The following is a 19,900-nucleotide window of genomic DNA, read 5'->3' on the forward strand; positions in this document are numbered from 1 at the left end:
CTTTGGGAATCCTATGATTCAAGCTATTCGCAGTGCGCTCTAGGCGAGCGCGAGCAGTTCCCCCAGGGCAATACTGATGTCATCCCGTCCGGCACATGCCGCACGTTCCAGAACTTTCGAGATGCTGGGCGAAGCTTCTCCCCCCGTCACCCGCATGACCGGGCTGTCCAGCCAGTCGAACAGACGCCGCTGGATTTCATCTGCCAGCCAGCCGCCATAGGATGTCCCACGTGCGCCCTGTTCCACCAGAAGTACACGGTTTGTCTTACGGATACTTTCCCCTATGGTATCCCAATCAAGGCTGGCCCGATCCAGCCAGCGCAGGTCAATGACATCCACATCCGCATTCAGTTCATCCACGATATCAATTACGGGCTGAACCATCGCCAGATAGGTAATAACAGTGACCTTGTCCCCGGTCCGGCGCAATGCTGCTGAACCGGGCGGGATAATACCATCAAGATCATGCGGCTCCGGCGATATGGTCTGGTAAAGATCAACATGTTCAATAACCAGAACGGGATCATTGATCGTAAGGGCAGCATTCATCAGCCCCACATAATCAGCAGGGCAGGACGGTGCGACAATACGCCACCCCGGAGCCGTCGCGAAAATACCAGCGGGGTCCATGGAATGCTGCGATCCATATCCCGTTCCCATTGCAACCTTGGTACGCAGGACAAGGGGAACATCAATCGCACCACCAAACATATGCCGCGCCTTCCCAACCTGATTAAAGACCTGATCAGCCGCCACCCACATGAAATCGGGATACATGAACTCCACCACCGGCCGGAAACGCCCATCCATGGCAAGGCCGCCTGCAAGGCCCATAAAGGCATTTTCGCTGATTGGTGTTCCAAAGACACGATCAGGAAAGCGCGTCGCAAGGTCACGTGTAGCACCGTTCGTGCCACCTTTGAGACGATGGACATCTTCTCCCAGAACAACGATACGGGGGTCACATTCCATACGTCGGTTCATGACATCTGCAACGATATCAACAAATTTTCGTTTCTTACCTTCAGATGAAACATCTTTCGACAGGATGGGCAGATTACCGATCTCACCAAGGTCACTGCGAATCCCGACATCGCGGAATGATGCTGCAGGCCAAAGCTCAGGTCGGATGCTGCGCTGGTTCCCTTCCATAATCGTCAATTCTGATGATATATTCTCCATAATCGCCCGGCATCGTTCACGCAGGTCGGATATGTCCTGCGATGTGATAAGCTGGCGCCGTATCATTTCACGCCCGACATGCTCTATCGGGTCCCGCTCACGCCAGGCGGCTTCTTCATTCTTGTCACGATAGCCAAAGGCACTGCCAGGAAGTTTTCCATTTTGGTGAAAGTAACGATAAACTGTGGCTTCGATGACCGCCGGACCATTGCCCGCCCGACATACCGCCAGGGCTTCGTTCATCGCCATGAAGGTCGCGACAGGATCCATCCCATCGACCTGCCATGAAGGAATTCCAAAGGCCAGCCCCCGTGACGACAATCGCGCTTCGGCCGTTGCCTCATTCACATGGGTGGAGACCGCATAAAGGTTGTTTTCAATAAAAAAGATCAACGGCAGTTTCCATGCCGCCGCAAGGTTCATGGTTTCAAGGACGGAACCGATATTGACAGCCCCATCCCCAAAATAGGTCACGGATACATTGTGTGTCCCAGCCAGGCGGTCTGCCCACGCTGCCCCTGCGGCAAGCGGGACACCACCACCGACAATGGCGTTTGTTCCCGTTACCCCGGCCTCGGCCCATCGCAGGTGCATAGACCCACCCCGTCCCAGGCAGAACCCGGTACGCAACCCCATGATTTCAGAAAGGGCACCATGCAGTGTTTCCCGGATTGCCCCATCGAAAGGGGCCGTGCATGTCAGCGGTTGATGTTGCGCGACATATCCCAGCGCCTTTGCCAGAAACTGGTGATGACCACGATGGGAACCATTGACCTGATCCCCCGGCAACAGGGGAAGAATGCTTCCCACGGCACCGCCTTCCTGCCCAATCGAAGAATGGGCTGGCCCATGGACCAGACCACTACCAGCAAGATCGAGAACACTTTCTTCAAACGCCCGTATCAGACTTAACCGAACCAGCATTGTATCCAAAATGGCAGGTTCCATCGCATCCCAGTCTTCCTGAGTAGAGCGAAGCTGCACCCATGATGCCTGGGGTTCCAGAGGAATGGTGCGCATCAGGCCTGTTCCTTATATGACGTCCCCCCACACGGGCGGGTAAGGTTGCCCGCAACGAGTATCAGTTAATTGGATACATTCGTATAAATATAACTGTTCTTTATGTAAAAAATAGGTGATATCCATCCCGAGTGGATACATTGTGGCGAAACATATCCACGCGTTTCCCATGGAAGAGGCTCCTGACACAATAAGATGCCAGCCGCCCATGGTATCCAACAATGGAAATGCTCAGGGTGCGCTATGATGGCGATCTGCACGATCATGACATGGCTGTGGTGCGGCTAAAGACCGTGAAGCCGGATCAACACACCGTCAGAAGGGAAATTGAAAAGCCAACTGAAAACTGAAATTTTCGTCCAGTTTCCGAAATGCCCAGCAACCGCAGTCCAATGCCTGAATTGCTTCGGCAGGCCTTTTACCATGGACTATCTGCACGGATTATCCATGATGGACGCTTGCCCATGACACATGCTGTTGATCTGTTGTGCCATTACATCGGGATGGGCGGTTATGTCCTGCCAATTTCAGCGGGCCTGTTCATCAGCCATCTGAAACATTGTGCAGATTTTTCTTTTGGATTTTTTATACAAAAAATCAGGATATGCCGTCCTCAAACAACGGGAATGCGCCTGCATTCTCATGACGCGGCCCAAGGATGCGGGATTTCAGACATACCAATATAATAGGATTTCTGCCGCATGTATGAAAGAAGTCCCTGAAGACCTTTTTCCCTGCCCATGCCGCTTTCCTTCTCTCCGCCAAAAGGCGTGGATATGGAAAACTGCTTATAGGTATTGATCCATACCGTGCCAGTGGTAATACGCCGCCCCACCTGCATGGCCTGCACGTTATCACGTGTCCATATACCGCATGCCAACGCGTAAGGATTATCATTGGCCAATGCAATAACTTCCCCAACATTAGAGAATTTCTGCACCGTCAGCACAGGGCCGAATATTTCCTCCCTACAGGCTTCGGACGTATTTGGCAGTCCAGCAATCACTGTCGGCTGGTAATAGATCCCTGCATCATACATGCTGCCTTCCGGTCGCCGCCCACCTGCAAGGATATCACCACCCGCCTTACGTGCTTTTTCCACCCATCCCTCCACCGTGCGCAGATGTGCGGCATGAACCAGCGGCCCAACCTGAGTCTGTGGGGCGAAGGGGTGTCCGACCTTCAGGCCTTTTGCTGCCCTGACAAGACGCTCCAGAAAACTTTCATATATGTCTTCATGGATGAAAAGTCGTGATCCCGCGACACAGGATTGTCCTGATGAAGAGAAGATACCATAAAGAATCCCGGCGATTGCCACATCCTGATCCGCATCGGCGAATACGATGGTGGGCGATTTCCCACCCAGTTCCAGCGATACCGGGATCATGCATTTTGCGGCATGCAGGGCGATGGCATGCCCGACACGGGTGCCACCGGTAAAAGAAATACGCCTGACCATGGGATGATTGACCAGATATTCGCCAACGATCTCCCCACTTCCGGGCAATACTGAAAACAGACCTTTCGGCAGGCTGGTTGTATCAATGATACGTGCGAATTCCAGCGCAACCAGCGGCGTCCATGTCGCAGTCTTCAGCACCACCGCATTGCCTGCCGCCAGCGCGGGGGCCACTTTCTGCGCATCGCTTGCAATGGGCGAATTCCATGGTGTAATCGCGCAGACAACACCGACCGGCTCATAACAGGACAGTGTCATATAAGGGCCACGGGCTGGCGTTATCGCTTCTTCGCGCGTCTCCACAACGGCGGCATAATAACGGAATGTCGCGGCGGCACTTTGGGCCAGCGCGCGCGTTTCCATCAGGGTCTTGCCTGTATCACGTGTCTGTATCCACGCGATCCTGTCAGCATTGCGTGCAAGTGCCTCCGCAATTTCATACAGATATGATGCACGCTGATGGGGAAGGAGGTTGCGCCAGGCAGGGGCCATCGCCGCCGCCTGCGCCCGTTCGAGTGCGAGCGCCGCATCGGCGGTTCCCGCACCACGCATGACCCGATTGATCCGCATATCCGCTGGAAAATAGGACGTAATTTCCTCGCCAGTACCAACACGGAATTCACCGCCGACATAAATCCTGCCATCGGGCATATCCGTTTCTGGAAAGGGATCTTGTAACGTCATTGCGTTGCTCCGGATTTTTCAGATCACTTCACATGTCACATGGTTTATCACCAGACGCGCCAGGCTGTACCCAGCAGTCTGGGAAGTGCGTGGATTATCAGGGGATGCACGTCCCTCCAAACGGATGGAAACGGTTGTACACCCTGAATCAAAAACAATCTCGTGGATGTTGCCCGTAATACCGGGATCCGCGATCAGCCTGACACGGGTCTTTTCAAAACCAACCCCGGCCAAGGCAATGGCGGCGGCCACATTGGCATTTTTGGGATAATCCAGGGCTGCGGCACGTGCCGTGCCATCAAAAAATACTTCTGGGACAGACAGTGTATCCAGCGACATTTTCTGCTCAGCCAGTGTGCCACGCCATGCCTGTGGTGGCTTGCGGGAATGATAGATCACCTCGCGCAGACCCGACAGACGGGCCGCCACCAGAACATCAAGCGCCCCGATCGCACCTGGCGCAACCAGATAACGTGTGCCGCCAAAAGATGCAGCACGCTGCAGGGATGTACGCACATCATCATCAGCCAATGCCCCGACAGAGGCCAGAACCAGCGGCACGCCCGCCGCCAGAACATCCGCGCCGTACATCGTGACCGCCTGCTGTGAGGCACATTCGACCACGATATCGGGACGGGCCGCCATAAACGCATCATATGTTGTCACGACCGTCGGGCAGGTATCGCCCTCCTGCCATGTTCCGATACGGTCGCGAACCCGCTCCGCACTTCCTTGCGGCACCAGGAATGTCAGGGTCGGGAAACGCATTCCCGCCGCGTACAGGGCCTGCATCATCGTGGCGGCCATCGCACCGCATCCGATCACCCCCATATTGACCCGCATGCATCCCATCAGGCCACACCACTGCCAGCGGCACCTGCGGGGGGGCCCGTAAAGCTGCGTGCGAACGGACCAATCGCAAGCATATCGACCTCCAGCAAGACCGGTCCTTCCATTCGCAAGGTCTGTGCAAATGTGCCGGGAAAATCCTGCGCATCATCGACACGGCGATAAGCCATCCCCATACCTTCCGACAGTTTTGCAAAATCGGGCGTATTCGATAATGTATAACAATGCCGCCCACCGTACTGGGAATCCTGGATATTGCGGATCACGCCATATCCCCGGTCATTCATCAGTACAAAGACAATATCGGCCTGCTGCTCAACAGCCGTGGCCAGTTCACCGATATACAGCATGGCCCCGCCATCCCCCAGCAATGCCACGGTTTTTCTAGAATGTGCGGCGCATGCAGCTCCAATCGCCATTGCGATCCCCTGCCCGATGCCACCGCCAAGCGCATGCACACCCAGATTCGGAGCGGCCAAAGTCACATAACGGTTGCCAAACATGGAATTTGCGATCGTGACATCACGCACGAACGGAAGCTTTTCCTCCGATACATGATGACGCAATGTATCCGCAACGACAGCATAAGGCCCCAGCGCCTGCCGCAGGTCTGCCTCGGCGCTATAACGTGCATGCCTGACATCTTCAAGAAATTTTCTGTCTGTATCAAGATCTTGAGGAATACGATCCACAACCCCCTGTAGTACGAGTTGCGCATCGCCATGCACAAACAGATCAACCGCGTAATTCCGTCCCCCCTGGGTTGCATCCGCATCCACCTGTATACGCGCCTGCCCCAATGGCATTGTATTATTACATGTCTCGTTTCCACGCAGGCGTGACCCGACAATCATGACAAGGTCAGAACGTGCATAGATTTCCTGTGCCGATAGAGACATATTGAATGCCCCCAACGTGGCCGGATGGTTTTCTGGCACGATAGCCCGCCCGTTCGTGCTGGTCACGACAGCGCATCCCCGATCCGCCAGCAAGACAGCCTGAGCCATGGCCTTCCTTGCCCCCCCACCCAACCACAGGACGGGCCGTCGCGCGCGGCGCAACATTGTCGCAAAGTGATCAAGCGCCACCGGATCGGGGATAACTGGCGCAACATATGGACGCGGCATATAGAGGGGAACAGCAGCACGTTCACGCTGGACATCAATCGGGATTTCAATGGAGACCGGCCCCATGGGGGCGCTGAGCGCCGCCGCCGCCGCCGCCGCCAGCATCGGCAGAAGGGTTCGTGCTTCCCACACACGGAACACGGATTTGGATACACCACGCAGCATGACGGGCTGGTGCGGCACATCATGAATGGCCGCACGGTCGCGATCCATCAGGGGGCGATCAACCTGCGTCGTGATATGCAGCACCGGTGAACAGGCGGTCAGGGCCTCTACCTGGCTGCCTGCTGCATTCCCTGCAGCCGTGCCGGTACTGGTAATCACCACCCCCAGACATCCGCTGACACGGGCATAGGCATCGGCCATGTTCATTGCACCTGCCTCCCCCCGCGCGGGAACAAAACGGATGCAGCCCTTTTGATATAATGCGTCCAGTATTGGCATGTTATGGATCGAAATAACGCCGAACACGGTCGTAACCCCGATTGTCTCCAACCATTGCGCAACCTGTTCGCCCACGGACATCCCCGTATCGGGAACCTCCCCGGTCATTGCATTCACCATGAAGTGTTTTCCATCATATCTGGCGTGAAAGACCGCCTGAGACCTCAATTCGGGCACCGGTAATATAATGCGCAGCGGAAGAGCCAAGAAATACGATCGCCTGAGCCACATCTTCCGGTTTTCCCAACCGGCCCAGCGGTATAGTCCTGCGCGCTGCGACATCAGCGAGCCATGCGTCATAACCAAGATTGCGGTTGGCCCGCACTTCGAAACGCCGTCGCCATTGACCGGATTCAATCAACCCGACCACAACCGAATTGACCCGGATGGCAGGCGCCAGTTCGCATGCAAGCGATTTCAAAAGATTCTGCACCCCGGCACGTGCCGCCGAAGTGCATACCATATGGGGTTCCGGCTGATATGCCAGCAATGAGTTCACCGCCACAATAGCCCCTGCGCCATCATGGGACAGGGTTTTACGAAATGCCCTGATCGTGTTTATCTGACTGAAGAATTTTAAATCAAGCTCTTCGCGCCACCCTGCATCATCCGTATCCGCAAATGTGGAAACACGCCCTTGGCCCGCATTATTGACCAGCAGATGGCACCCACCACGCCACGCCATCACCGCATCATGCAATGCCTGCACCTGCCCGCTTTCCAGAACATCGCATTGAACAGCCAATACCCGTCCCGCCCCTGCAAGACCTACCAATTCGGCATGGGCATGGGCCAACCGATTGGCGTCACGACCACAGATGGCTACATAAGCGCCATTACGCAGCAGTTCACGCGCCGTCGCCAGCCCGATCCCCGATGATCCTCCCGTCACGACGGCAACGCGGTCATTCAATCCCATGTTCATAGGAATACCCCCGTCATCTTCCGACATGCAGGTCACAATGGCTGCCGACTGGTGGCGCAGCCTCTTCACGATCACCGATACGCACCGACAATGTATGCGCAGCCTTGCAGACCTGTTCGATGATCTGTGTTTCCCTGCGAAGAGACATCTTGAACAAGGAGGTAGGACCAGTCACATTCAGCGCGGCCAGAACCTTGTGACCATGCCCGAAAATGGGTGCTGCGACAGAACTGACCCCATTGCTGTAGATACCATCACTGACAGAATATCCCATCTCGCGCTCCGCCCGAAGGCGTGCCTCAAGGCTTTCCCAGGTGGTTGGTGTCATGTCCGTATATTGCCCAAGCACACATCCCGCATACATTGCCCGCACTGTCTCTGCATCCATGACGGCAAGGATCGCACGACCCAGTGTGGTTGCATGTGCGCTGATACGCGAACCCACCGTAATATTGCTGGCCAACGGGACATTTGGCACCCGACGGGCAAGGTACATGGCATCCAGACCATCCAGAACCCCAAGATGCGCTGACAGTCCGGTTTCCTCCGCAAGCCGGGCGATCACCGGCATGCCGATCCGCACAAGGTCCTGCCCATAGGCGTGGTCGCCCACCATGCCGACCAGGTCGATACCAATCTGGTAATCCCCACCGCCAGAGACCTTTTCGATAAAACGTTCGGCCTCGAACGTATGCAAAAGCCGCAGCAATGTAGTACGACTTATGTCAAGTTGCGTTGCAACGGCCCTGATGTTCGCAAATGAACCACCCTCTGCAATATATCGCAAAAGCCGGCAGGCACGTTGTACCGGCGGGGACAGGTAATGACTTTCCCCCTCCGGCCTGACCACGGTGACTTCGTGCATATCCTGCCCATATTCGTCCATTTCGCAGCCACGCCTTTCATGTCCAGACAATCCTGCAGCAGCCCTGCCCGTAACTTACGCACACAAGCACATGCTTTTGTAAGCAAGTCAGCGCATCGCAAATATGTTCATATTTGAACATTTAATCACTATATGAACATTTTATATCCCAGATAAATATCTCGATCAACTTATTTCGGCATCACATCATTGGAATGACAACCAGCGTCATTAAAGACAAATTCCATTTATTTTTCTTTATTTAACAACATAATATTCATTTTTAGGCATATACAAGGCAACGTCCATTCAGACGAATTCCTGCAAATTCTGTCAGATTTCCACACAGACTCCGATCCATATATTTGATTGAATACGAACCTATGGTTATATTATGAACAATTATCGGCGTGTGGCAGGCGGCTTACACAAAGACTGAAAGCCTCCATCACGCACCCTCATCACCCGATCCAATCCCGGCATAAGGCCGGCAGGTCAGGAGTTCAGAACATGTCCCTGCAAGACGATTTCCAAGGCCACATACAACGTTATGCAACGCGACAGTTTGATTGGAATGCCTTCCCATCAAACGCCGGATACCCGGAACTGGCCCGCGCACAGATGCGCATGATCGGATCTGGTGGCTCGCCCAAAAATGGCGATACCACCACGTTACGCCCTGAACATTTCACCATGAGCCTGATTTATAAGGAACCGGGGAAATTTGCGGCATGCCACGCCCATGAAATCGAAGAAGCCTTCTTCATCCTGTCCGGCGTGCTGACCGTTGGATGGGAATCAGAGGGTGAAGTGGTAGAAGTCGCACTTGGCCCCAAGGATATGATACTGAATGCCCGTGACATAGCACATGGTTTTCGTAATTCAGGCATAGAACCTGTCATGCTGTCGGTCATGGTCGGGGCTGGAAAACCACTACCACCACGCTATCTTTACCACCCAAAGGATACCAGCGCGGAACTTGCGGCGGCCTTTGGCGCACAGCCTGGGCATACGCATCTGCTGACATCGGCAGATGAACTCCCGTTGCGTGAACTGATGGCCCGCAATGTCATCCGGTATGACAACCAGAAAACGCACTGGCTGCCCGCAGGGTTTGGACGCAAGATTTATGTGGGTGAAGGCGGTGTGAAGGCGACGACCGTGCGTAAGGAGATGTTTCTGATTCCACCCTTCGTCGGGGTCAGGCCTTACTGCCGTGACGTGGAAGAAGCCTTCCTGGTGCTAGAGGGTCACATTACCGTTGGGTGGGAGGAAGACGGCATATGCGTGGAGCAGCAGATCGGCCCACGCGATGTCATCCTTACACCCGCCGGGCGTCGTCACTATTTCCGCAATAATGAACTTACCCCTGTTACGCTGCTTTGCGTTATCGGCACCGCACAGCCCAATGATATCCAGTTCGAGGCACAGTCATGACATATGACATCCGCTCCACCCTTCTGCAGGGTTTGCGCAACGGGCCATTGAACATAAGCTGGGCACACGCCATGCCAGCACAGGAGGCGATGTTACGTCCCCTTGTACTGCTACATGGTATCGGCTCCGACGCCCGGTCATGGCAGGCACAACTAACCTCATTTGGCACCCGACGACAGGTTATCGCATGGAACGCTCCCGGTTATGCCGAAAGTGTGCCTTTTCCCATGGAACGCCCCGTCGTTGATGATTATGCAGATATTCTGAGCAGCCTGCTAGACAATAACGGCATAAAGCAATGTGATCTGGTGGGGCATTCTCTGGGCGCACTGACGGCTGCCCGCATGGCTTTGCGCATCCCATCCCGCGTGGCAAACCTGATCCTTTCTGCACCGGCAAGCGGACTGGGGCTGCCGCCCAACAGCCCCTTTCCGCCGGCATTGCAGGGCCGGATTGACGATATAACCCGCCTGGGACCGGCAGGAATGGCCGCTCAACGCGCCCGACGCACCCTGTCCCCGCAGGCAACAGCACAACAGATTGCCGGAGCAGTGGCCGCAATGGGCCGGGTATCAGTGGCAGGATACACACAGGCGGTGCATCTTCTGGCAACCGGGAACCTGATACAGGATCTGCGGGGACTACAACGACCAGTCTACATCATGACCGGCCGCGAGGATGTGATCGTGCCCATGCGTGCAATACAAGAAATCACCACTGCCGTGCCGGGCTGTATCCTGCGGATCATGGAACAGGCGGGACATGCGTCTTATTACGAATATCCCGAAACCTTTAACAAGGTTCTGGAGGAATTCTGCAAATCCCCTCCCGCCTGAAGCAGGAGATTACGACAGATATCCCATCGCGCGTGAAATATCGCGTACCGTACGTTCCACTGCGGCGCATATCCGGGTTTCAAATTCTTCCCGTGAATAGGTATCAAGCGGGCAGGTCGCATTAATCGCAGCCTCCACCTTACCTGCCCGATTACGGATCGGCACGGCAATCGTCGCGACATCCGGTTCAAAATATCCCCAACTGACAAGGCTGGGGCGATTACGATCCAACTCCAACTGACTCACCAGTTCGCCAAGCGTCCCGACCGTGGACGGGGTGTAGTGGTGAAAAGCATGTTTTTCATATTCCATGACGACTTCAGCCATGGGCAGATGTGCAAGGATCGCCCGCCCCGTCACGGTGGCATAGGCAGGAAAGCGCGTGCCGACAGTAATGCCACTGATCAGTCGCGTATTTCCCGCACAGCGCGCCAGATACACGATATCCTTGCCTTCACGGACGACAAGGTGGGTGGAACACCGCGTCTCGTCACGCAGCCGTTCCAGAAATGGCGTCGCGATATCCACCAGATCCCGACCGGCCAGCAGGCTATATCCCAATGACAGCACCTTGGTCCCAAGGCGATATGTCCTGCCGCTGCCGACACGCTCCAGATAACCCAACATGTCCAGTGTGTAGGTCAGGCGAAAGGCGGTGGCGCGCGACAGGCCTGTCATACGCACCATCTCGGCAATTGACAGTTCCTGTCGTTCCGCCCCGAAACATTCAAGAAGCGCCAGCCCACGCACAAGGCCAGGGACAATATAGCGGTCATCAACGACCGCGCCATCGACGGCACACTCAGGCGACGAAAGATCGGTGGGCATAACCATATACCGATCCTAGGCCGTGATAAAATTTTTTACCAGTCCCACTTTTCCGGGATTAAACACCCAAAATCCCCTTACCCATGTCCTGCAATATATTGCGGCTTTCGTCCTGCCGGGGATTATGATTCAAAAACCCGCATGATCGCTTCATACTGATCGACATGCCCATATTCCCGGCCTGCACGTATTTCTAAACCGCGATGCCCTGTTACGACGCGACACGCTCCATGGCTGTGGAATATACGAAATCGTCCGCGTCCACCCCGCCAATCACAACCCACGCCACTGCCGTCACATCCCCGTCATTGCGGAAATAATGTGCCTGCCCCATTGGCGCCAGCACGAGGTCATGCCGTCCCAGGCGTCGTTCCACACCACCCGCCGCCGACTGCCAGCCCACGACAAGCGCCCCTGCGATCACAAGCATGGCCTCTTCTACTGGCCGCGTAATTGCCATGATCGCACATCCGGGGGGAATGATGAACAATTCCTTGCGCACCGCTGTGGCTGGTGCGCCCCCCACGCCGACATACACCCGGCGTTCAAAACCTGCGGCCTCCGTGATCTGATGGCTGTCAGCGAAACGCACCAGATACGGTGCGATCAGGGTGTGCAGCGGACTGTCGGTCAGCGTTCCCTCCCGCACCGTACATCCCGGTCGCGCGCCAAATGCGCGGGCCACCGTACCCTCGACCTGTGCCGGATGGAAAACGTTATGTGGCGGCAGGGGACGCCCGGAATCAACGGTCACGGACATCAGCACCTTCTGCGCACCATCATTACGAAACCCATGTGGAACATCGCGCAGATTCTGGACCATATCCAGCGGCCCCAAAGTCGCCTCGATGACGGAGCCGTCTTTTTCCCATCCCACCGTCAACTCCCCCTCCAGCACAAGAAAAGATTCCTCGATTTCGTGCGAATGTCCGGCCGCATAGGTACCGGTCTCCTCCTCCAGCAGGCTGAGGGTAAAATGCGTGGGAGGAAGGGTCGTCCTGTCTGAAACTTTAGGGGATCCCCCTCCCCCGATATAGCGCATCTGCCCGCGCGCCAGTTCGGCATAACCAATATTGGCCGGAAAAGCTTCCCAATCAAAAACCTTATCGGCAAAACGCCCGATATGCTGATCCAGACTGATCTGCATATGCACGCATGTGTCAGCGGAATCTGTCATTAACCTGATATCCTGCGAAAAAGGTCGGGACAGGGTCACGGCAATGGCATCACATAACCAGATGCCGGGTCTCCCGAGCCATTACGAAACTTATGCCGCTGACCATCAGGCCAACAGCGGCGAAAAGCATGAACACCCCGGCAATGGAACCGTGGCTCATGCCCAGTCCCACCGCACCGGGCGCAATCATGGACGCAAACCTCAGAACGGCGGCATTAAACCCGGTAAACGCACCCCGCGCCTGCGCGGGACAGAGTTCGGGGGTATAGAGATAAACAGCCAGCATAAGGACAGCGACAAAGAAACTGGTGATAAGGGTCATGAAAAATACCCACCCAGCGGTCATCGCGCTACCCATGAGTGCCAGGGCAACAAGTGGCAATGCCGCACAGAGGAAGCCCCCCATTACGATCTTGCGACGTCCGATGGCGTCGATGGCCAAACTGCACGCGATCGTGCCGATAAAGATGATGACACTGCGAATGATGCTATAATCCAGTGCATCGGACACAGGCAGTCTGAATTGACGTGTGTAGATGATGGGCAACCACGTCGCGAGCCCATAATTAAGTAACCCCAGCGCGAACCATAACGGAACGGTCAACAGCAGCAGGCGCAGGCTATCGCGCGGCAGGAATAAGGGCACGTGCAGGCAACCAGCAGCCCCACCATGGACCGGTGCAGGCAACGGGCCAGGGCCCTGCGGCTTGCCCGTCTCAAGACCACGGACCAGATCAAGGGCATAACGCGCCTGCCCGCGCGCGCATAACCAGCGTGGCGATTCCGGCAGGCGCATGACAAACGGCAGGAGCAGCACACCAGCCACACCAGAAAGCCAGAATATCGACTGCCAGCCGAAAGCCGCCAGGAATATACGGCAGATAACCGCGGCCAGCACATTGCCAACCGCAAAAATGCTTTCATAAAGCAGGACAAACCTGCCCCGTCCGGCCTGACGGGAGATCTCTGTTATATAGGTCGCGGCAATCGGCACATGCCCGCCCAGTCCCAGCCCCTGTATGAACCGCAGGGCCTCGAACTGCGCTGCGGACTGCACCAGCGCGGAGAGGAGTGTGGCCACCGCGAATATAAACACAGCAACCGAAAGTGCACGAATACGACCGTAACGTTCTGAAAAAAAACCGAATACCACAGACCCGATCATCTGCCCCAGAAAACCGATAGAGAACACCATCCCCACCTGCACGGGTGAAAGATGCCACAGGGGCGCCATTACCGGCATGACGAAGGCAATCGAGAATATATCGAAGGAATCAAGGAAAGTTGCCATTCCAACGACCAGACGCACCCGATGCCGCCAACCGTCCGAAGATGGGCTTTCGAGGCGGGCAATACATTCGGCAACACTCCCGTCATCAGCATTCATTATTATGGACACCCGATTGCCTTATCCATGGTTTTTACAACATGCCCGTGCTGCCCCCCCCCTGCGGCAGGCAGCACGCAGTGCGCATCAGAACGAGGAACTGAATGTAAACAATGCGGCAAAGCCGGGATTGATGTAATAGGTCGGGGCACTGATCTTTGCACTGGGCGTAAAGGTGTAGATGCCGGTCCTGTACATGCTGTTGGTCAGGTTCTGAAGGTTAACCTGAAGTTGCGGCACCTTAAGGAACGCAAGCTTGGGGAAGCGATAGCCAAGGGTGATGTTATCGGTGATATAACCCGGGATACTTTCATCATCCATGAATGTTGAATATTGCCTTCCGGTGTAACGCAGGTTCAGGTTCCCGAAAATTCTTCCATCATCGTAATCTATCCCCAGAGCCCCCTGATAGTGTGGCGATCCGATCGCCGTTTTTCCTTTTGTATTGAGGACGGTCGTGCCATACGCCAGATTATTGTCCATCCGGGCATAAAGATATTCAAAAGACACATAGGGACGGAAATGATGGAAAGGTGCCATCCCGATCTGCACATCGACCCCGCGGGACGTCTGACCACCCGCGTTCACATTTTCAGAAACAAGGGTATCATTCTGCCAGACCGGAAGGGCAAGCTGCCGGTTGGTAAAGTTGTAATTGAAGAATGAGACATCTGCCGCAAAAATATGGTTCTGATAGCGATATCCAAGTTCTTCTTCGATGCTATATTCCGACTTCTGGGAGCTTATGCCGGTGCTAAGGGTACCACTGGTGAGATTATAGAGATTATACATATTGGAATCAGAGGGAACATGGAAATTTGTCGAACCGGCAACATAGATCTGCTGATGTGAATCAATGTTGTAATGCGCTGAAAAATATGGGGTTGGAACCTGATACAGGACATGTTTGCGCTGGTTTCCCTGCTCAAGGTAATTATATCCATCCCGGTTCAGGTACGTATACTTGAATCCGGCGCTCAGCGTCAGCCTGTCCTTCAGGAGCTTCAGCGTATCACCAATGAACATCATGTAAGTCTGTGAATAGGTCATGGTGTTTCGCGTATATAAGCGCTGACCTCCGGTCGTATTCAGATAATAGCTGTTGCCCCACATATTCGCAGGCACGCCGGTTGTCTGATCCATCCGCGTGACGCTTCCCAATGAATGGTTGGACATCCATTCATACCAGAACCCTGCGGACAGGGTATTATGGCCCTGCTTCCATGTGAATTTTGTCACGCTTCCGGGACGGAACATCTGCGACACCTGCGCGGTGGACGCAACACCTGTCGTAGCATCCTGGCTAAAACCGCTGGTGACCTTATTGATAAAGACTTTCTGTGTCCCGGAATAAACCGGATTGTTAAGGTTGAGGTTAACCGCACCATCGACAGGACCCCAGCCATAAAAGAAATACGGGGTTTCATCGATACGGAAATGCCCTGCAGTATCAATGTTCCAGACACTCGGCGCACTGACGATCACGTCATTATACGGCAGCAGATGCTGTTTATAATATGAGGTACTCCCCGGAGTGTAGGTGGAGCTATAGTTGGCACTGGCCCCCAATTTGTCAAACTGCGCCTTGGTGGGAAACAGAAGGTTCTGGATAACCTGGTTATCATAGGCGACGGCAAGTGCGATCCGGCTGTTATTATGAAAATCCTTCACAAGCTTGAAATCAAGGTGCTGGCGTTCATTGTCACCTGAACCACGCCATGAATCCGAATCTGTGTGGGAAAAGGACAACCATGCACGGACACCTGTCCTGCCGATATCGCCAGATTCAAGGCGAATGAACTCCCGGTTGGTTTTGTAGGTGCCATAGGCGAAATCAACATAGCCCCCGCGATGATGCGAAGGATCAATCATGAAAATCTGCGACATGCCCCCCGAAGCAGACATCGTGGGTGTGTCATAATTCGCCGAACCGGGCTGCGTTACAAGACTTTGCAGATTTTCCGCATCTGCGACCTCGTTCCCGAACATCAGGTTTGTGGCGGAGTTGTTTCGTGGCATGCCCTCGAAAAGCCAGCCGATTTCACTACTATCAAGTCCACGTATGCGGATCTGCGACATTGACAACCCATAAGGGTCGGCACTGACAACATTGGCCCCAGGGTTCATCGACATCAACGTAATCGGATTCTGTGTGGGGGCCTGCTTGGAGATATAATCGCGCGAAATGGTCTGGACCGAACGGGCCTCATGCTGGCGCGTCATCAATCCGCCCCCCAATGCGGTCCCGGTGACGCCATTACTGGACCGTATGGTACTGCGTACGACACGGATATGTTCCATCTGCCCGGATGGGGCCGTGGTCTTTTCCGTCGTGGCCGCAGATTTTTCATGCGATGGCGCCGCCGAATCCGTAGGGGTCTTGCGCTTCTCCGCGGCCTGCATTTCCGAAGGCATATTAGATAAAAGTGCCGCAAGCGCACACGCGGTTGTCATGCTGACCAGAGGAATTCGACACCTCTCCTGACGGGAAAAATTACGCATTTGTATCATCCTCGCAATGATCAACTAAATAACGGACAGAGAGAACGAAGACGCAAACTGAAAGCCAAAAAAGACAGCAGGAACCATCCTTATGGAAATCGGCGCTTACGGAACTCAAAACAATTGCATTGGCTGCAAACTTGTTCATATATGAACATGTGCTTCAAATATGTTATGTATTCGCTACTTTGCTTGTCAATTATATTTCTTTACCAAAACATATTAATCCAAGCTGTGCAGCATAAGCGCAACATGAACAGATGCATGGCGATACGCCGCCATCTGGCCATATATGAACAGATCTTTCTTTTATATTTATGGTTTTATTTTATATGATGAAGACATACGCAATAATCATGTGTATTTTCAAAAAGAAGCCGGCACAGATCCTGTCATGGGAAACATGGCCTGGACTTTCTCACGCAGATATTGCGTCACAATATCCTGCGCCTGCATGAAATGCGCATATTCCTGTGTGGCAAAACTGACGGATGCAACCGTGTGATTTTCATCATTCCGTAACGGAACGCCAATCGCAAAAATATTTTCCAGGTTCTCGCCCCGACAGAATGCAACATCGTCACGCTGCACCGCCTTGATTTCCTGCATCAGGTTTCGCGTGGATACGATACTTCTGTCGGTACGGGGGGTCAGGTCGATCATCCGCGCAATTGTGTTCAGCTTACGGCTTTCCAATCCCGCCAGCAGGGCCTTTCCCAAAGCCGTAGTATGAAGATAGGTCTGATCTCCCACCGTTGCATCTGCCGTTGTAAAACGTGTTGCAGTGGTCGCGACATAGATCACGCTGTTCCCACGCATCACCCCGACATAGCCATCCATCCCGACATGCTGCGCAAACTGTGTCAGTCTGCCAATCATGCCTTTGTCAAGGAATGCGCAGGCAGGTGGCAGTGACCCCGCCGCGTTGAAGATACGGGCACTGACACGATATTTCGTAGTCACCGGATCCTGTTCAACGTAATTACGTTCACGCAGGCTCACCAGCAGGCGATGGACAATACTCGGGGCGAGGCCAAGTTCACGCGACAGTTCGCGCACCCCCTTGTCCATATGACTTGCCCGCAGCACATCAATCAGGGACAGAGCATTGGAAAGGGACTGGTTTCCTTCCACTTTCAATTCATCATGTCGCTGCGGGCCTGTCATTGGCATAATCCCTGCAAGAATGAACCATCAGGCTGTCAGACCCGAGAGAGCATTTCAACGGGAAAGATGCCACCTGCTATGATGCTTTGCGTGACGGAAGCGGAAGCGCAAGCGTCAACGCAATGCAACCGGCAATCGCATAGGGCACACCGTAGAATACGACGGGTCCCATCCCCACGCCCAGATGTTTCATGACCTGCTGAAACACTGGCCCGGATACCGATGCCGTTCCATAGTAGATACATAACAGGATACCCGTTGCGGTCGGCGCAGCGAATGCCGCCACATGACGCTGTATGATGGCGCAGGCATTCACATAGATCCCCCCCACCCCAATACCAAAAATAATGGCCAGAAACGTTGTGGAAATGGCATGGAATGGCAACATGAAAAGCAGTGTTCCCGCAATCATCTTGGTAAATGCGGAAGCGACGATAACCCGTTTCTGCCCAACGATATCCGCAACCAGACCCAGCGGTGCCCCGCCAAGGATGCTGCCGATGCTAAAAAAACTGAACAGCATCGCGGCACGGGCCAGCGAGAGGGAATTGTAGGTGCGTTCGAAATTCACCAGCATGGTAATCACCGAATAGGTTCCCATGCCACTGATTGCGATGATTGCGTATAAGCGCGGCATCTGCCCGGACATCGCACAGGCGAAGCGTTCCCGAACCGTGGCCGTACTCTGGTTCAAAGCCACGAAAGTCATCTGTCGCAGGGCAAATTTCAGGATGACCCCGAACACCAGCCCGCCACCACCCAGCAGATAGAAAATGGCCCGCCAGTCCCCAAACCCATGCTGTACCGCACCGATCAACGGTGCGCCCACAATGCCCGACAGACCATAAATGGTCGTGGACAGACCAATGAACATGCCCTTGCGCCGTTCCGACAGGCTGGAGAGGAATGACAGCAGGCAGACACTGAAGACCGCTTCGCCAAGTCCCGTTACACACCGCGCCACCAGCAGGTCCGGCGCGGAGATCCCGATGGCCGTATACCCTGTTGCCAGCGAAAACAGGATAATGCTGCCAACAAAGCAGGTCGGTATCCCCAGATAACTGACAACCAGTCCCGCAGGCAGTACGAACAGCGAGATACCAAGCGTGAAGATTGATGAAAGCGTTGCCGCCGTGACAGGTTGTAAGCCATAGGCACGGCTGATTTCCACCAGTTCGACGGGTATCGCCATCCGGTCCCACGCATACAGGATATACACAAGACACAGTACGATCAGTGGCACCAAGGCGTAGGATGTCGCTGTGGGCGATGTCCCTGTGGACCGCCCTGCCATATCTTCCAGCGATTGTCCCGGCACTTCGGAGCGGGTCTCTACATAACCTGACATGGCTTTTCTACCTTGATCTCACCCCTGCGGATGGCCTGCTCCACAAAACGTCCCGTTTCCGTCGGTGACGCCAGCATCCACAGATCATATATATCCAAACTCGTATCGATATCGAATCCAAACCCCGGAAAATCCATCACTGTGTGGGACAGGCCATGGCTGCACGCGAGCTGCCTGTGCCGATGCAGACTGTGTATGCCGAAATGAGGCACCATGACGTCTGGACCGCGTAACAACAGTCCATTTGTACCAATCCCGTCCCGCGCGGCCAGGATGGCAACCTGCATCGCACTGGCCGCAGACAGCACGGCCTGCACCTCACCTGATGTCAGCAGGGGAATATCGGCAGGCAGGATCAGCGCGGCATCCCCCCCCTGTTCCGCAATACGGCATGCGGCCTGCCGGGCAACCCGGTTGTAATCAGTGGGCGTGGGTTCAGCCATGATTTCGACCCCGTACCGACGCCCGATGCGGGTGATTTCCACATCTGGTGTCGGTACCATGATCCCCTCAAGCCCTGGTGCGTGCAGCAGGGCTGTCAGCACATCTTCGAACATGATCAGGGCCAGTTGCCGACGCATCCTGTCGGACATCACCGGGGCAAGCCGGCTTTTTGAAAAATGTGTGTCCTTGATTGGTACGATGGCCCATATCCCCGTCATG

General features: G+C 54.7%; 16 protein-coding genes. 3 read left to right on the forward strand and 13 right to left on the reverse strand.

Annotation, left to right across the window (positions count from 1 at the left end):
- Nucleotides 1-39: 39 nt before the first annotated feature.
- Complete coding sequence (locus B7G66_RS03390; RefSeq protein WP_003619239.1) at nucleotides 40-2,202, reverse strand: alpha-ketoacid dehydrogenase subunit alpha/beta; 2,163 nt, start codon at nucleotides 2,200-2,202, stop codon at nucleotides 40-42.
- Nucleotides 2,203-2,423: 221 nt separating this feature from the next.
- Between B7G66_RS03390 and B7G66_RS18945 the strand changes: the two genes are divergently transcribed.
- Entirely contained in the window at nucleotides 2,424-2,552 is a 129-nt protein-coding gene (locus B7G66_RS18945; protein ID WP_003619237.1) for a hypothetical protein, read from the forward strand.
- Nucleotides 2,553-2,842: 290 nt separating this feature from the next.
- Here the strand turns inward: B7G66_RS18945 and B7G66_RS03395 are convergent, their stop codons facing one another.
- The 5 genes from B7G66_RS03395 to B7G66_RS03415 are packed head-to-tail and all read right to left on the reverse strand — an operon-like array spanning nucleotide 2,843 to nucleotide 8,576.
- Nucleotides 2,843-4,345: an aldehyde dehydrogenase family protein gene (locus tag B7G66_RS03395; RefSeq protein WP_040510669.1), complete on the reverse strand. Its 1,503-nt coding sequence runs from the start codon at nucleotides 4,343-4,345 to the stop codon at nucleotides 2,843-2,845.
- A gap of 18 nt (nucleotides 4,346-4,363) precedes the next feature.
- Nucleotides 4,364-5,188 carry an aspartate dehydrogenase gene (locus B7G66_RS03400; RefSeq protein ID WP_040511813.1) on the reverse strand — a complete coding sequence of 275 codons (825 nt, stop codon included), beginning with the start codon at nucleotides 5,186-5,188 and terminating at the stop codon, nucleotides 4,364-4,366.
- 8 nt (nucleotides 5,189-5,196) lie between these two features.
- Nucleotides 5,197-6,885, reverse strand: coding sequence for a thiamine pyrophosphate-binding protein (locus B7G66_RS03405; RefSeq protein WP_003619233.1), 1,689 nt, complete (start codon nucleotides 6,883-6,885; stop codon nucleotides 5,197-5,199).
- Nucleotides 6,886-6,898: 13 nt separating this feature from the next.
- The gene (locus B7G66_RS03410; protein ID WP_237700333.1) at nucleotides 6,899-7,717 is read right to left on the reverse strand and encodes an SDR family oxidoreductase; all 819 of its coding nucleotides are present in this window, start codon (nucleotides 7,715-7,717) and stop codon (nucleotides 6,899-6,901) included.
- Nucleotides 7,704-8,576 (reverse strand): IclR family transcriptional regulator, encoded by an 873-nt coding sequence (locus B7G66_RS03415; RefSeq protein ID WP_003619229.1) that lies wholly within the window; start codon nucleotides 8,574-8,576, stop codon nucleotides 7,704-7,706. The genes B7G66_RS03410 and B7G66_RS03415 overlap by 14 nt, the downstream gene beginning before the upstream one ends.
- A 489-nt stretch (nucleotides 8,577-9,065) precedes the next feature.
- On the opposite strand from B7G66_RS03415, the gene B7G66_RS03420 reads away from it, so the two are divergent.
- Entirely contained in the window at nucleotides 9,066-9,992 is a 927-nt protein-coding gene (locus tag B7G66_RS03420) for a cupin domain-containing protein (RefSeq protein WP_003619227.1), read from the forward strand.
- Nucleotides 9,989-10,828: an alpha/beta fold hydrolase gene (locus B7G66_RS03425; protein ID WP_003619225.1), complete on the forward strand. Its 840-nt coding sequence runs from the start codon at nucleotides 9,989-9,991 to the stop codon at nucleotides 10,826-10,828. The genes B7G66_RS03420 and B7G66_RS03425 overlap by 4 nt, the downstream gene beginning before the upstream one ends.
- Nucleotides 10,829-10,837: 9 nt before the next feature.
- Here the strand turns inward: B7G66_RS03425 and B7G66_RS03430 are convergent, their stop codons facing one another.
- The 7 genes from B7G66_RS03430 to cofC form a co-directional block, all read right to left on the reverse strand.
- On the reverse strand, nucleotides 10,838-11,662 hold the full coding sequence (locus tag B7G66_RS03430; RefSeq protein ID WP_080545428.1) for an IclR family transcriptional regulator: 825 nt from the start codon (nucleotides 11,660-11,662) through the stop codon (nucleotides 10,838-10,840).
- A gap of 205 nt (nucleotides 11,663-11,867) precedes the next feature.
- On the reverse strand, nucleotides 11,868-12,833 hold the full coding sequence (locus tag B7G66_RS03435; protein WP_003619221.1) for a cupin domain-containing protein: 966 nt from the start codon (nucleotides 12,831-12,833) through the stop codon (nucleotides 11,868-11,870).
- A gap of 49 nt (nucleotides 12,834-12,882) precedes the next feature.
- Nucleotides 12,883-14,220: an MFS transporter gene (locus tag B7G66_RS03440; protein ID WP_003619219.1), complete on the reverse strand. Its 1,338-nt coding sequence runs from the start codon at nucleotides 14,218-14,220 to the stop codon at nucleotides 12,883-12,885.
- An 87-nt stretch (nucleotides 14,221-14,307) separates the two neighbouring features.
- The gene (locus tag B7G66_RS03445; protein ID WP_048858847.1) at nucleotides 14,308-16,635 is read right to left on the reverse strand and encodes a TonB-dependent receptor; all 2,328 of its coding nucleotides are present in this window, start codon (nucleotides 16,633-16,635) and stop codon (nucleotides 14,308-14,310) included.
- 453 nt (nucleotides 16,636-17,088) lie between these two features.
- Complete coding sequence (locus B7G66_RS03450; protein WP_003619215.1) at nucleotides 17,089-17,889, reverse strand: IclR family transcriptional regulator; 801 nt, start codon at nucleotides 17,887-17,889, stop codon at nucleotides 17,089-17,091.
- A 76-nt stretch (nucleotides 17,890-17,965) separates the two neighbouring features.
- Complete coding sequence (locus tag B7G66_RS03455) at nucleotides 17,966-19,237, reverse strand: MFS transporter (protein WP_040510667.1); 1,272 nt, start codon at nucleotides 19,235-19,237, stop codon at nucleotides 17,966-17,968.
- A complete protein-coding gene (gene cofC, locus B7G66_RS03460) occupies nucleotides 19,222-19,899 on the reverse strand; it encodes a 2-phospho-L-lactate guanylyltransferase (protein WP_003619210.1) in 678 nt (225 codons plus the stop codon). The genes B7G66_RS03455 and cofC overlap by 16 nt, the downstream gene beginning before the upstream one ends.
- Nucleotide 19,900 lies beyond the last annotated feature (1 nt).

The organism is Novacetimonas hansenii JCM 7643 (assembly GCF_000964405.1).
GTDB classification, from domain to species: domain Bacteria; phylum Pseudomonadota; class Alphaproteobacteria; order Acetobacterales; family Acetobacteraceae; genus Novacetimonas; species Novacetimonas hansenii.